The organism is Streptomyces sp. NPDC046303, assembly GCF_055588085.1.
Genome location: NZ_JBVJFA010000003.1, coordinates 276,684 through 289,903, shown reverse-complemented (window position 1 = coordinate 289,903; position 13,220 = coordinate 276,684). Strand labels below are relative to the sequence as shown.

The 13,220-nt window shown below is 71.2% G+C and carries 15 protein-coding genes and 1 tRNA gene; 12 read left to right on the top strand and 4 right to left on the bottom strand.

Annotated elements, in window-relative coordinates; translation table 11 throughout:
• The first annotated feature begins 24 nt into the window (after positions 1 to 24).
• Positions 25 to 351 carry a plasmid stabilization protein gene (locus tag ACZ6I1_RS04810; protein WP_469283090.1) on the top strand — a complete coding sequence of 109 codons (327 nt, stop codon included), beginning with the start codon at positions 25 to 27 and terminating at the stop codon, positions 349 to 351.
• A gap of 21 nt (positions 352 to 372) precedes the next feature.
• On the opposite strand, the gene ACZ6I1_RS04805 is transcribed toward ACZ6I1_RS04810, so the two are convergent.
• A complete protein-coding gene (locus ACZ6I1_RS04805) occupies positions 373 to 1,359 on the bottom strand; it encodes an XdhC family protein (protein ID WP_469283088.1) in 987 nt (328 codons plus the stop codon).
• A 343-nt stretch (positions 1,360 to 1,702) separates the two neighbouring features.
• Between ACZ6I1_RS04805 and ACZ6I1_RS04800 the strand changes: the two genes are divergently transcribed.
• The 5 genes from ACZ6I1_RS04800 (at position 1,703) to ACZ6I1_RS04780 (ending at position 5,297) form a co-directional block, all read left to right on the top strand.
• The gene (locus ACZ6I1_RS04800; RefSeq protein ID WP_469283086.1) at positions 1,703 to 2,140 is read left to right on the top strand and encodes a hypothetical protein; all 438 of its coding nucleotides are present in this window, start codon (positions 1,703 to 1,705) and stop codon (positions 2,138 to 2,140) included.
• Positions 2,141 to 2,258: 118 nt separating this feature from the next.
• Complete coding sequence (locus tag ACZ6I1_RS04795; protein ID WP_469283084.1) at positions 2,259 to 3,053, top strand: ABC transporter ATP-binding protein; 795 nt, start codon at positions 2,259 to 2,261, stop codon at positions 3,051 to 3,053.
• A 70-nt stretch (positions 3,054 to 3,123) separates the two neighbouring features.
• Positions 3,124 to 4,353, top strand: a complete 1,230-nt coding sequence (locus ACZ6I1_RS04790) for a hypothetical protein (protein ID WP_469283082.1) — start codon at positions 3,124 to 3,126, stop codon at positions 4,351 to 4,353.
• Positions 4,346 to 4,912 carry a hypothetical protein gene (locus ACZ6I1_RS04785; protein WP_469283078.1) on the top strand — a complete coding sequence of 189 codons (567 nt, stop codon included), beginning with the start codon at positions 4,346 to 4,348 and terminating at the stop codon, positions 4,910 to 4,912. The genes ACZ6I1_RS04790 and ACZ6I1_RS04785 overlap by 8 nt, the downstream gene beginning before the upstream one ends.
• A gap of 145 nt (positions 4,913 to 5,057) precedes the next feature.
• Complete coding sequence (locus tag ACZ6I1_RS04780; RefSeq protein ID WP_469283076.1) at positions 5,058 to 5,297, top strand: hypothetical protein; 240 nt, start codon at positions 5,058 to 5,060, stop codon at positions 5,295 to 5,297.
• A 102-nt stretch (positions 5,298 to 5,399) separates the two neighbouring features.
• On the opposite strand, the gene ACZ6I1_RS04775 is transcribed toward ACZ6I1_RS04780, so the two are convergent.
• The 3 genes from ACZ6I1_RS04775 to ACZ6I1_RS04765 all read right to left on the bottom strand — a co-directional run bounded on the left by ACZ6I1_RS04775 (position 5,400) and on the right by ACZ6I1_RS04765 (position 6,245).
• The gene (locus ACZ6I1_RS04775; RefSeq protein WP_469283074.1) at positions 5,400 to 5,864 is read right to left on the bottom strand and encodes a 5-methylcytosine restriction system specificity protein McrC; all 465 of its coding nucleotides are present in this window, start codon (positions 5,862 to 5,864) and stop codon (positions 5,400 to 5,402) included.
• A gap of 63 nt (positions 5,865 to 5,927) precedes the next feature.
• The gene (locus ACZ6I1_RS04770) at positions 5,928 to 6,080 is read right to left on the bottom strand and encodes a hypothetical protein (RefSeq protein WP_469283073.1); all 153 of its coding nucleotides are present in this window, start codon (positions 6,078 to 6,080) and stop codon (positions 5,928 to 5,930) included.
• A gap of 93 nt (positions 6,081 to 6,173) precedes the next feature.
• A tRNA-Arg gene (locus ACZ6I1_RS04765) sits at positions 6,174 to 6,245 on the bottom strand.
• A gap of 107 nt (positions 6,246 to 6,352) precedes the next feature.
• On the opposite strand from ACZ6I1_RS04765, the gene ACZ6I1_RS04760 reads away from it, so the two are divergent.
• The 6 genes from ACZ6I1_RS04760 (at position 6,353) to thrB (ending at position 13,025) form a co-directional block, all read left to right on the top strand.
• Entirely contained in the window at positions 6,353 to 6,826 is a 474-nt protein-coding gene (locus tag ACZ6I1_RS04760) for a response regulator (protein ID WP_469283241.1), read from the top strand.
• Between the two features lie 81 nt (positions 6,827 to 6,907).
• Entirely contained in the window at positions 6,908 to 7,879 is a 972-nt protein-coding gene (nrtL, locus tag ACZ6I1_RS04755; protein WP_469283071.1) for an ArgS-related anticodon-binding protein NrtL, read from the top strand.
• A 19-nt stretch (positions 7,880 to 7,898) separates the two neighbouring features.
• Positions 7,899 to 9,290 (top strand): diaminopimelate decarboxylase, encoded by a 1,392-nt coding sequence (gene lysA, locus ACZ6I1_RS04750; protein WP_469283069.1) that lies wholly within the window; start codon positions 7,899 to 7,901, stop codon positions 9,288 to 9,290.
• 160 nt (positions 9,291 to 9,450) lie between these two features.
• Entirely contained in the window at positions 9,451 to 10,740 is a 1,290-nt protein-coding gene (locus ACZ6I1_RS04745) for a homoserine dehydrogenase (protein WP_469283237.1), read from the top strand.
• A 6-nt stretch (positions 10,741 to 10,746) separates the two neighbouring features.
• The gene (thrC, locus tag ACZ6I1_RS04740; RefSeq protein ID WP_469283067.1) at positions 10,747 to 11,817 is read left to right on the top strand and encodes a threonine synthase; all 1,071 of its coding nucleotides are present in this window, start codon (positions 10,747 to 10,749) and stop codon (positions 11,815 to 11,817) included.
• A 281-nt stretch (positions 11,818 to 12,098) separates the two neighbouring features.
• Complete coding sequence (gene thrB, locus ACZ6I1_RS04735) at positions 12,099 to 13,025, top strand: homoserine kinase (RefSeq protein ID WP_469283065.1); 927 nt, start codon at positions 12,099 to 12,101, stop codon at positions 13,023 to 13,025.
• Positions 13,026 to 13,220 lie beyond the last annotated feature (195 nt).

The window sequence follows — 13,220 nt, the reverse complement described above, 5'->3', positions numbered from 1 at the left end:
GCCGAACCGAGAAGGAGGCCCGCCATGCCCCGCGGATCTTCCCCCAAGCGCGAACGCCAGTACGAGCACATCAAAGAAGGCCTGGAGCAGCGCGGCGAGCCGGAGGAAAAGGCCAAGGAGATCGCCGCCCGGACCGTCAACAAGGAGCGTGCCCGGGCCGGCGAATCCAAGACCGCCAGCAAGGAATCCTTGCAGGACATGTCCTCGTCCCGCCGCGGCGGACTCCACTCCCACTCCGGCGCGCAGGGCCCCACGTACGACCAGCTGTACGCGGAGGCCCGGCGCCGCAATGTCCACGGCCGCTCGGACATGAACAAGGAGCAGCTCAAACGAGCCCTCGGCGAGAAGTGACGAGACGACGAGAGCCCGGCCTCAGGAGTTGATGGGTCCGTCCGTATCGCGCAGGGTGTCGAGCTCGCGTCCCCCCAGCACCCCCAGGATCTCGGCACAGATCGCCAGCGCGGTCTCCGCCGGGGTCCGCGCGCCGAGATCCAGGCCGATCGGCCCGTGCACCCGGGCCAGTTGGGCCTCGCTCACCCCGGCCGAGACCAGCCCTTCCCGCCGCCGCGCGGTGGTCCGGCGCGAGCCCAGCGCACCGACGTACGGAACCCCGAGCTCCAGCGCCAGGCGGAGCGTCGGCACGTCGAACTCCTCGTCGTGGCTGAGCATGACCACGCACGCGGCGTCCCGCCGCGCCCGGATCGCCTTCGCGGCCTCCTCCGTACCGTCGATGAGCACGGCCTCCCAGCCCAACAGCAGCGCCTGCCGCTCGATGATCCCGGCGAGCTCCCCGCCTCCGCCGATCACCACGTACGGAGCCGACGGGTACGCCTCCACCAGCACCAGCCCGGAGACCCCGTACAACGCGTCCCGCCCGGCCCGCCGCGTGGCCAGCAGCTCCCCGGCCCGCCGCCCGGCATCGTCGTGCGGAACATCGGTGGCCCGCACGACCTCGCTGACGGCCTGATCGGCCCCGTCGTTCAGCCGGGTCACCAACGCCACCCCGACCCCTTCCGCGAGCAGTTCCCACCACTCGGCCGGGATCGCGCCGAGCGGCTGGAGCAGCACCTCGGCCTGCCCGCCGCAGGTCAACTTCGCCTCCACGGCTTCGGCCCCGCGCACGGACACCTCGCACACCCGCGCGGTGTCCCGAGCCCCCATGGCCCCGGCCTCCGCCACGAGCTCAGCGTCAAAGACCCCCCGGTACAGCGCGCCGACACACTCTCCCCGCGATGCATCGACGAGCACGGCCCCGGCCGGATCCCGCGGCCCGAACCCCTGCTCGGTCACGGGCCGCGCCAGATACCCGGCCCGCCCCTCGGCCACCCACTGCCGCGCCGTCTCCACCAACTCACGCATCGGTGCCGCCCCATCCTCTACCCGCTGCTTCCCGCAAAGCACCAGGTCAACGGCACTATGCGGCCTCACACCCACCCTACGCACGCTCCCCACCCACCCCCACCCCCCAAACCCACAGACCCACCCCCACCCCCCTCGTACAGACCACCGGAATCTCCACGCCCCACTCGCGCCCATGCGCGCTTCCGTGCGCCCGTGCCGGTCCGATGCCGCCCTCGTGTTGACGGATGCGTAACCCGTTCGGGGGCCGATCGGGGCTCAGGCGCCCCATTCGGGCTAAACGGCCACATACCGCGTGGCATGCTCTGGCATCCCGTAACCCCCTGCCCTGAAAGGTGTGTTCATGCACCACACGACCCCTCGAACGGCCGTCCTGGCCACTGGCGGGGTCCTCCTCGTCACTGTCGTGGCGGGTTCCGCGTCAGCCGTGGGCTGGGGGAGCGTCACCGTGTCCTACGACAAGAAGACCCGCGCGACGGCATACGGCGACTTCCGCAACGATCACGACATCAACGCCAAGAACAAGGTGATGTCGAAGGACCTCGCCGCGGACGGCAACACGGTCTACACCGCGGGGCACTGGTACTTCGAGAACGGTGCCGAGGTGTTCCCGCTGAACACGCCCGAGCACAACCACACGTACTACGTCACCCACTACCTGAAGCACCCCCTTGAGGCCACGGCGAAATCCGTCCGAGGAGGTACCCGGGCGTGCGTGCAGCTCGGCTGGCCGGTGCCCGATACGTGCTCGGCCCAGGCCCTGCCCTCGTTCGACTACTGAGACTCCGAGGAGACCGCGATGATCAACCCCCCCTCGGCGCGGGGACGGGGCACCGGACGAAGCCGATCCTGCCCCCGGCACGGGTGACGGCGCCCTCCGGCTCGACGTTCGCGACCTCGTGGTCCGCTACGGGAGCAAGACCGCCCTCGACATCCCGGCCCTCTCCTTCCACCCCGGCGTCACCGCGCTCACCGGCTCCAACGGATCGGGGAAGACGACCCTGCTCAGGGCATGCGCACTCCTCCTCCGGCCCGCGGCCGGGTCGGTCTCGCTCGGAGACCTGGGACCGGACCGCCGAACCACCCTCCGCCGCTACCGCGAAGGCATCGGCTATCTCCCCCAATCACCCGACTTCCCCGGCCACTTCACCGTCCGCGAAGCAGTGACCTATGCGGCGTGGCTGCGCGGCGTGGCCCGCAGCCGACGCGCGGAGGCCATCCAGCGCGTGGTCGAGGACCTGAACCTCACCGACGTCGCCGACGCCCGCCTCCGCAGCCTCTCCGGAGGCAACCGCCAGCGGGCCCACATCGCCCAGGCCGTCGTCCACGAGCCCGCCGTCCTCCTCCTCGACGAGCCGACGACCGGCATCGACGTGGAACACCGCATCGAGTTGCGCACGTACCTGGCCCGCATGGGCCGTACCCGCTGCGTCGTACTCAGCACACACCACACCGAGGACATCGAGCTGCTGGCCGGCCGGGTCGTCTCGCTGCGCGAAGGCCGCATCGTCTTCGACGGCACCCCCACGGAACTCATGGCACGGGCCGGAGCAGGAGGCGGAGCCGGAGCCGGAGCCGGAGAGGGACCCGGTGACGGAGCTGCGTCCGCGGCGGCCCGCTCGGTGGAGCAGGCCCTCCACGACCTGAGCAGCGGCGGAGGCTCCACCCAGAGCGCTGCGGGCGGTGGCTGTTGACCAGCGACGTCGCGGGGAGTCGCCCCGTGGAACAGACCGTGCCCGACGACGACGCCGACGGCGGTACCCGATGACCACCAGTGCCCTCCTCCTCCACCTGCGCCGGTCTCTCGGCCGTACCGCCTTCCCGTTCCTCCTCCTGCTCGTGGTCCTCAACACCCTGCTGCGTCCGATGGCCTGGCGGCACGAGCCCATGTGGGCGGTGTACCAGTACAACTTCACCGTGATGCTGCTCGGCCCGCTCCTGGCAGGCGTGGCGGCCTGGGAAGGCCACCGCCTCTCCCGCGCCGACGCCTTCCTGTACGCCCACCACCGCCCCCTGGCGATGCTGGCGGCAGCCTGGGCCGCGCTCCTCGCCTGGTCCTCGGCGGCCTTCGTCTCCGGGCTCGCCCTCGTCCTCGGCCTGGTGGCCTGGGCCGGCACCCCGCCCACCCTGGGCCTGCCCGAACTCCTCACCCCCGTGCCCGCGCTCGCACTCCTCGGCCTCGCCTGCGCCGTCGGCCTCGCGGCCGGCTGGCTCGGCGGAGGCGGCGGCAAGCTCGCCGCTCCTTTGGTCGCGATCGCCGTGTTCCTCGCCTTCCTGCTCCTCTACGCGGGCGACCTCTCGGAGTTCGTGATGGTCGGCGGAGCCACCAGCTCGCTCGTCGGGTTGCGCCCCAAGGCCGGCACCCAGACGTCCCAGGTCGCGTTCTACGCGGCCGCCACCCTCCTCGTGCTGCTCGCCGGGGCCTGGAGCGCCGCCCTCCACCGGCTGCGCCCGCGCCACCTCCTCGCCGCAGCCGCCACCGCCGTGCTGTGCGCACTCTCGGCCGGCCACCTCGCCTCGGCCGACCCCCTGTACCTCGAACCCCGCCCCGGCGATGTCCGCTGCCAGGGCACCCGCCCCGAGATCTGCCTCGGCCGCGGCTACACCTCGTACGAGCCCCGCCTCCGCGCACGCCTCACCCCCCTGGTCCAGGCCATGGCGCAACTGAACCTCCCCGCCCCGGCCTCCTTCCGCCAGGACGCCCTGCGCAGCACCAAGAACACCGGTCAGCTCTCCCCGGACACCGTCGAGGGTGACCGAGAACTCCTCCTCGACATGTTCCTGGGCACCTACTACGGCTCCGACTGCGCCATCGAGCCCGGCAGCAGCATGGAACGCCACCACGTCAACGCCCGGTACTGGCTCTCCGAAGCCGTGGGAGTTCCCCCGTACGAAGACCCGCTCCTGGACCCCAAGCTCACCTCCGGCACCCCGTCCGAGCGGACCTCGGCAGCCCGCGCCGCCTTCCAGGGCCTGGCCGCCTGCGATGGCTAGCCTGCTCTACGTACGCCGCTGGCGCCTGGGCCGCCAGGCGCTCGCGGCCCTGTTCTGCGCGCTGCTCTGGGTCGCGACCCCGCTGCGGCTGTACGACGTACCGGCCCGCGACGGCGTACAGGGCGCCCTCTGGCCGATGGTCCCCGCCCTCTACGCGGCCTTCCTGCCGTCCGTCCTCGCCACGGCGGCCGAGGTCCAGGAACGCATCACCCCGAAGGCCACCCGTCTCCGGGCCACGACCACAGCGGTGGTACTCACCCTCGCAGCGGCCCTCGCCCTCGCGGGCGCCACCAACGACCCGGCCGTGGCCTTCCGCAACACCCTGCTCCTGACCGGCCTGGCCTTCTCCGGCGCCTGTCTCCTCCCCCCGGCGGCAGCCTGGGCACCCCCGGTGGCCATCCCCATGATCATGTGGCTGATCGGCACCAAACCCCAGGCCCAGGTGGAACCCTGGTCCCTCCTCCTCCTGCCCGGCACGGTCCCCTACACCTGGACCATCACCACCGCCCTCACGGCAACGGCCCTCACGACGTACCTCGTACGCGGCCCCCGCCCGTGACCGCGCAGCACGGCAGCCGGCTGCGCATACACGAAGACCCCGTCCTCGGCGTTCTCTCCGATGACGGGGTCTTCGGGGCTGCGGGGCGACTCCTCGGCGGCGCTTGTGGATGGCTGTGAGCCCCTGCGGCTGCGCCGGCGCGCGGATGCCTTTCCCGCCGTGCCGGCGCCGCCGACGGAAACCCCTGCGAGCCGCGGGCTACGCCCCCACCCAAGAAGCCGAGACCGGCACCACGCTCCTCGACCGCGCCCCCACCGACCGCGCGCCCAGCCTGCTCCCCACCCTGGACCAGGCCCACGCCATGTACGGCGAACCGGTCCGAGGCGTCCCGGCGAGCGCCCGGACCCTGGCCGGCCTGCTGTTGGGCCGTGGAAGCGACGGGTGACACCGATTCACTGGGCGGTCCGGATCGCGGTGCCGGTCCGGCCGGCGGTGCCATCGGACATCCCGGGAGGGCGGCTTCGCCTCCCGGCGACAGCCGCAGCGATTACGGACATGGACCGCAGCACGGAGTCCGGTGGCATGTCCAGGTCGAGCGCGTATTGGGTGAGGATCGCGCCCGATCCGCGAACCGTGTGCTGCTGTGGCGGTTCGTTGCCCTTGGCGTAGACGAGATGCCCTGAGGCAGGCCGAGCGCCGTGCAGTAGGCCAGCATCTGGTAGAGGTCCGAGCCGGGGAAGCCCTCTCGTTTCTCCGCCTTGTGCTTGGCGTCCACGACACCGAGGGGCCGCCTCGCATCGTCGTACCAGACGAGGTCCGGCTTCATCAGGATCCCGTTGCCGCCCTCGTCCAGGTGGTGGCGTGCCTGGGCGACCGAGCGGCCCCCGTAGGGGAGCAGGGCCCGGGAGAGCGACGTGCAGACGAAGTCCTCGAAGACTGCGGAACTGCCATGGGATGCCCCCGTCTCACTGATTGATCGACACCATTTCCGGCGGGACGGGGGGCGGGTCAACTCAGTTGTGGGTCAGACCTTCGCCTGGCTGGATCTCGTCCGTGTCGGCCGAGACCTCGCCGCCTAGTGCTTCCGCGATCGCGGATTGCGAGCCTTGCCCGGCAGGTACGCCTCGACGAACTCCTCCAGAGCGGCGCGGGTCAGCGGGTGCTGCTTGAGCGTGAAGTGCTTGGCGGTACGGAAGTCGTAGACCCAGAGCTTCGAGGTGTTGTGCACGCCTCCGCTGCGCGGTGTTCATGGTGCGGAACGCAAGAAGACCCTCCAACAGTACGAACACTGTTTGGAGGGTCCTCGGCACTTCCTGCGAAGTGCCCCCGGCAGGATTCGAACCTGCGCACACGGCTCCGGAGGCCGTTGCTCTATCCCCTGAGCTACGGGGGCGTGTCGTTCGCTGTGCGGCGACGGGTTGAACACTACCAGCTTCCGTGGGGTGATCAGGAACCCGTTTTCGGGGGGAGAGGGAGGTGGGTCGCCCGGACGGGGTGGAAGTGGCGAAAACCCGGACGCGGGGGGTCGGGCCGACCTACTCTCGAGTTGTGCCAGGCGTCTCGGGCCGGGTGCTTGTTGTCGACGACAACAAGGTCATCCGGCAGCTGATCAAGGTCAATCTCGAGCTGGAGGGCTTCGAGGTCGTGACCGCGAACGATGGTGCCGAATGCCTGGACGTCGTGCATCGCGTGTGTCCCGATGTGATCACCCTCGACGTGGTCATGCCGCGGCTGGACGGGTTCGGGACCGCCGCGCAGTTGCGGGCCGATCCGCGGACCAGTGCGGTGCCCGTCGCGATCGTCAGCGCCTGTACGCAGCACGAGGTGGAGACGGGGATCGAGGCCGGGGTGGATGCCTTCGTCGCCAAGCCCTTCGAGCCCGCCGAGCTGGTACGGGTCGTCCGGCGGCTGGTCGAGGGGAAGGACCGGCGCGACGGGAGGAAGGGAGCCCCCGCCGGGAGGGGGAGGGGCTGAGCGTCCAGCGCGCAGCACAGCTCATTTCACATGGCGAAACCCTTGGCGGGGTGGGCTGCCCTCTCGCCTAGGCTGGGTCTCGTGAACCCCGCCGATCTTCCCGACACCGTCGTGCGCGCCGTGCGCTGCGCCGTCGAGGACGGGGAGCTGGGAGCCGATGTGGCCGTGCCCCGGCGGGTCGTCGTGGAGCGGACCCGGCCCGGTGGCGTGGGGGACTACGCCACCCCCGTTGCCTTTCAGATCGCCAAGAGCGCCGGGTGCCCGCCTCGTGACGTGGCGGACGTGCTGGCCCGCCGGCTCCGCGCGGAGCCGGGGATCGAGCGCGTCGACGTCACCGGGGCGGGGTTCCTCTGTTTCGGCTTGGCTCCCTTGTACGCGCCGCTGGTGATGCGGGACGTCGGGCGGGCCCTCCTCCCCATGCCCTCCCCGCCCGTCGCTGCCGCGCCCCCCGCGGAGCCCGGCCTGCGGGAGTGCGTCGTCCGTGAGGTCGTCCTCCGGCTCGCACCCCTCGCCCCCGCCCCGGTCCCCGCCACAGCCGCCACCCCCGTCGCACCCGTCGCACCCGTCGCCAAGCGCGACGGTGACGTCGTGGCGCGGTTCGGGGCCGACGCCGCCCGCTGGGCCATGCTCGCCGTGCCGGCCCGCGAGACGCCCGAGTTCTCCGACCGGCTGCTCGTGCAGGGCGAGGAGAGCGAGTTCTTCCGGGTGCGGTACGCCCGGGCACGGGCCTGTGCGCTCCGGAGCAACGCCGCCCGCCTCGGGTTCGGCGCCGAGCCCGGGGACGTGTCCGACGCCCCCGACCTGCTGCGCGCCCTCGCCGAGTACCGGCTCGTCCTCGAAGCCGCCGCGCACCACCGCGCGCCCGAGCGGCTCACCCGGCACCTCGTCGAGCTGGCGGACGCGCTGCTCGACTTCCAGTACCGCGTACTGCCCCGCGGGGACGAGAAACCCTCGGCCGCCCACCGTGCCCGGCTGGCCCTTGCCGAAGCCGCCGGGACGGTGCTGGCCGGCGGCCTGGCCCTCCTCGGCATTGACGCACCCGAACGCCTGTGACCTGCGAAGAGAGATACCGATGAGCCGTTCCGCGCACCCCGCCGGGCCCCGTCACGCCGATGTCCTGCCCGAGGGGCACTACTCCCCGCCGCCGGCCGACCTCAATGCCCTCGACGAGAAGGTCTGGGCCCGGACCGTCACCCGCAACAACGACGGGGTCGTCGCCGTCGGCGGCATCGAAGTGACCCGGCTCGCCGAGGAGTTCGGGACCCCCGCCTACTTCCTCGACGAGGAGGACTTCCGGGCGCGCTGCCGGGCCTGGGCGCACGCGTTCGGCAAGGACGCCGACGTCTTCTACGCCGGGAAGGCGTTCCTCTCCAAGGCCGTCGTGAAGTGGCTCAAGGAAGAAGGGCTGAATCTCGACGTGTGCTCCGGCGGGGAGCTGACCACCGCGCTCGCCGCCGAGATGCCCCCCTCCCGGATCGCCTTCCACGGCAACAACAAGTCCGAGGGGGAGATCCGGCGGGCCGTCGAGGCCGGCGTCGGGCGGATCGTCCTCGACTCCTACCAGGAGATCGCCCGCGTCGCGCACATCGCCCGTGAGCTGGGCGTACGCCAGCCCGTCCAGATCCGCGTCACGGTCGGGGTGGAAGCGCACACGCACGAGTTCATCGCGACCGCGCACGAGGACCAGAAGTTCGGCATCGCCGTGGCCGACGGCTCCGCCGCCGAGGCCGTACGCCGGGCCCTCGGGCACGACTCGCTCGAGCTGCTCGGCGTCCACTCCCACATCGGCTCGCAGATCTTCGACATGGCCGGCTTCGAGGTGTCCGCGAAGCGGGTCGTGCAGCTGCTGGCCGCCGTACGCGACGAGCACGGCGTCGAGCTCCCCGAGATCGACCTCGGCGGCGGGCTCGGGATCGCCTACACCTCCGACGACGATCCGCGCGAACCCCACGAGATCGCCAAGGCGCTCACCGAGATCGTCGCGCGGGAATGCGAGAGCGCCGGACTGCGCGCGCCCCGGATCTCCGTCGAGCCCGGCCGGGCCATCGTCGGCCCCACCGCCTTCACCCTCTACGAGGTCGGCACCATCAAGCCGCTCGAGGGTCTGCGGACGTACGTCAGTGTCGACGGCGGGATGTCCGACAACATCCGGACCGCCCTCTACGACGCCGAGTACTCCGTCACCCTCGTCTCCCGCACCTCCGACGCCGAACCCATGCTCGTCCGGGTCGTCGGCAAGCACTGCGAGAGCGGCGACATCGTCGTGAAGGACGCGTTCCTGCCCGCCGACCTGGCCCCCGGTGACCTGCTCGCCGTCCCCGCCACCGGCGCGTACTGCCGCTCCATGGCCAGCAACTACAACCACGCACTGCGCCCGCCCGTCGTCGCCGTGCGCGACGGACAGGCCCGGGTGATCGTCCGGCGCGAGACGGAGGAAGATCTCCTGCGTCTCGACCTGGGATGATTTGCTTATTCCGGGGAGAAGGCCCCAGACCCCCAAAATAGGTGTCTCACTCAATGGACCGAGGGTGGAAACTGATGTCCATTGAGTGAGACTGGTTCTCACCCCGCGTGCAAGCCGCGTGCGGGGTACTGATGGAAGATCGAAAGGCGTAGGTCGAATGATGCGTACGCGTCCGCTGAAGGTGGCGCTGCTGGGCTGTGGAGTGGTCGGCTCGGAAGTTGCCCGCATCATGACGACGCACGCCGACGATCTGACGGCCAGGATCGGCGCGCCCGTCGAGCTCGCGGGCGTCGCCGTGCGCCGTCCCTCCAAGGTGCGCGAGGGCATCGACCCGGCGCTCATCACCACCGATGCGACCGCCCTCCTCAAACGCGGGGACATCGACGTCGCGATCGAGGTCATCGGCGGGATCGAGCCGGCCCGGACGCTGATCACCACCGCGTTCGAGAACGGCATCTCCGTCGTCTCCGCGAACAAGGCGCTGCTCGCCCAGGACGGCGCCGCCCTGCACGCCGCGGCCGAGACCCACGGCCTGGACCTGTACTACGAGGCCGCCGTCGCCGGCGCCATCCCGCTGGTCCGCCCGATGCGCGAGTCCCTCGCGGGCGACAAGATCAACCGTGTCATGGGCATCGTCAACGGCACGACGAACTTCATCCTCGACAAGATGGACTCCACCGGCGCCGGCTACCAGGAGGCGCTCGACGAGGCCACGGCCCTCGGGTACGCCGAGGCCGACCCCACCGCCGACGTCGAGGGCTACGACGCCGCCGCCAAGGCCGCGATCCTGGCCGGCATCGCCTTCCACACCCGGGTCCGCCTCGACGACGTCTACCGCGAGGGCATGACCGAGGTCAGCGCCGCCGACTTCGCCTCCGCGAAGCGGATGGGCTGCACCATCAAGCTCCTGGCGATCCTCGAGCGCGCCGCCGACGGCGAGTCCGTCACCGCCCGCGTGCACCCCGCCATGATCCCGCTCACGCACCCGCTCGCCTCCGTCCGCGAGGCGTACAACGCGGTCTTCGTCGAGGCGGAGGCCGCCGGGCGGCTCATGTTCTACGGGCCCGGCGCGGGCGGTTCGCCGACCGCGTCCGCGGTCCTCGGCGACCTCGTCGCCGTCTGCCGCAACAAGCTCGCCGAGGCAACGGGGCCCGGCGAGTCGGCGTACACCCAGCTGCCGGTCAGCCCCATGGGCGAGGTCGTCACCCGGTACCACATCAGTCTCGATGTGGCCGACAAGCCGGGCGTGCTCGCCCAGGTGGCGACGACCTTCGCCGAGCACGGAGTCTCCATCGACACCGTGCGGCAGCAGGGCAAGGACGGCGAGGCCTCCCTCGTCGTCGTCACTCACCGCGCACCCGACGCCGCCCTCTCCGGGACCGTCGAGGCGCTGCGGAAGCTGGACACCGTCCGCGGTGTCGCCAGCATCATGCGTGTTGAAGGGGAGTAAGGACCCATGAGCAGCAATCGCACCCACCAGTGGCGCGGCATCATCGAGGAGTACCGGGACCGCCTGCCGGTGACGGACACGACTCCCGTGGTCACACTCCGTGAGGGCGGTACGCCGCTCGTTCCCGCGCAGGTGCTCTCCGAGCGCACCGGCTGCGAGGTGCACCTCAAGGTCGAGGGAGCGAACCCCACCGGGTCCTTCAAGGACCGCGGCATGACCATGGCCATCACCAAGGCCAAGGAGGACGGCGCCAAGGCCGTCATCTGCGCCTCGACCGGCAACACCTCGGCCTCCGCCGCCGCGTACGCGGTGCGCGCCGGCATGGTCTCCGCCGTCCTCGTGCCCCGCGGCAAGATCGCGCTCGGCAAGATGGGTCAGGCCCTCGTGCACGGAGCCAAGATCCTCCAGGTGGACGGCAATTTCGACGACTGTCTGGATCTCGCCCGCGCGCTGTCCGACAACTACCCGGTGGCACTGGTCAATTCGGTCAACCCGGTACGTATCGAGGGTCAGAAGACTGCCGCGTTCGAGATCGTCGACGCGCTCGGCGACGCCCCCGACATCCACGTGCTGCCCGTCGGCAACGCGGGCAACATCACCGCGTACTGGAAGGGGTTCAAGGAGTACAAGGCCGACGGCCTGGCCTCCCGTACGCCCCGCGTGTGGGGTTTCCAGGCCTCCGGTTCCGCGCCCATCGTGCGCGGTGAGGTCGTCAAGGAGCCGCACACCATCGCCACCGCGATCCGGATCGGCAACCCGGCCTCCTGGGAGTACGCGCTCGCCGCGCGCGAGGAGTCGGGCGGTTTCATCGACGAGGTGACGGATCGTCAGATCCTGGCAGCCTACCGGCTGTTGGCCTCCCAGGAGGGCGTCTTCGTCGAGCCCGCCTCGGCCGCCTCGGTGGCCGGCCTGCTCAAGGCCGCCGAGCTGGGCCTGGTGGACCCGGGCCAGAAGATCGTGTGCACCGTCACCGGCAACGGCCTGAAGGACCCCGACTGGGCGATCGCCGGCGCTCCGCAGCCGGTCACCGTTCCGGTGGACGCCGAAGCCGCGGCCGTCCGCCTCGGCCTGGTCTGACATGTGAGCCGGTTCCGGCGGCCCCAGGGCCTCCGGAACCGGCAACTCACCCCGTACGGCACCAAAAGTGCGGCCGAAGCCGCGACACGCATCGTGCGCCTGCTGTGCGCCCTATGTCGCGAGAGAACCTTCCTTCGATACGCTGTACTTACATCCGCCACCGCGCATATGACCGTGGTGCTGCCCAGTGGGCCTTCGGGTGTCGTACGTTCTCCAGTACATTCGCAGCGAGCCAGCGAAGAGCGAAGATCTCGCACAGTCACAAGGAGTGTCATCGGACGATGGCCGGTCCAGCGTTCCGCGCCGCCGCCGTACGGGTGCGCGTCCCCGCCAGCAGTGCCAATCTCGGCCCGGGTTTCGATGCCCTCGGCCTGGCCCTGGGGCTCTACGACGACGTGGTCGTCCGGGTGGCCGACTCCGGCCTGAACATCGACATCGCGGGTGAGGGCGCCGACACGCTCCCGCGGGACGAGAGCCACCTGCTCGTACGCTCCATGCGCACCGCCTTCGACCTGCTGGGCGGACAGCCGCGCGGCCTCGAGGTCGTCTGCGCCAACCGGATCCCGCACGGCCGGGGCCTCGGCTCCTCCTCGGCCGCCATCTGCGCGGGCATCGTCGCCGCCCGCGCCGTGACCATAGGCGGCGAGACCAGGCTCGACGACGCGGCGCTCCTGGAACTCGCCACCGAGATCGAGGGCCACCCCGACAACGTCGCCGCCTGTCTCCTCGGCGGCTTCACCCTGGCCTGGATGGACGGCGGCAGCGCCAAGGCGATCCGGATGGAGCCCGCCGGTTCCATCGTTCCGGTGGTCTTCGTCCCCTCCAAGCCGGTCCTGACCGAGACCGCGCGCGGCCTGCTGCCGCGCAGCGTCCCGCACGTGGACGCGGCCGTGAACGCCGGTCGTGCCGGACTGCTCGTGGAGGCCCTGACCAGGCGCCCCGAGCTGCTCCTGCCGGCCACCGAAGACCGGCTCCACCAGGAGTACCGGTCCCCGGCGATGCCCGAGAGCGTCGCACTCGTGAACCGACTGCGGGCGGACGGCATCCCCGCGGTCATCTCCGGCGCGGGCCCCACGGTCCTGGCGCTGGTCGACAACGACGCGGCCGACAAGGTCGCGCAGCTCGCGGGCGAAGGGTGGGCGGCGAACCGGCTCGCCCTCGACGCCGCGGGCGCGAGCGTTCTTCCGCTGGGAACCCAGGGCGGCTGAGCCAGGCCGGTCAGGGGCGGGCGGCCAGGGCAGGCCGCCCGCGCGGAAGGCGCGATTGCCGGTGATTGAGAGGGGGAATGTCTGTTGGATCCGGTAGTGTTAATCTCAAGTGCGCAACCGAAGCCGCCATGGCTCGGTGCTCAGTGTCCCCATCCGGGACCACCTTTCTTCCGGGAGCCTCCCCGACTGCTTTGA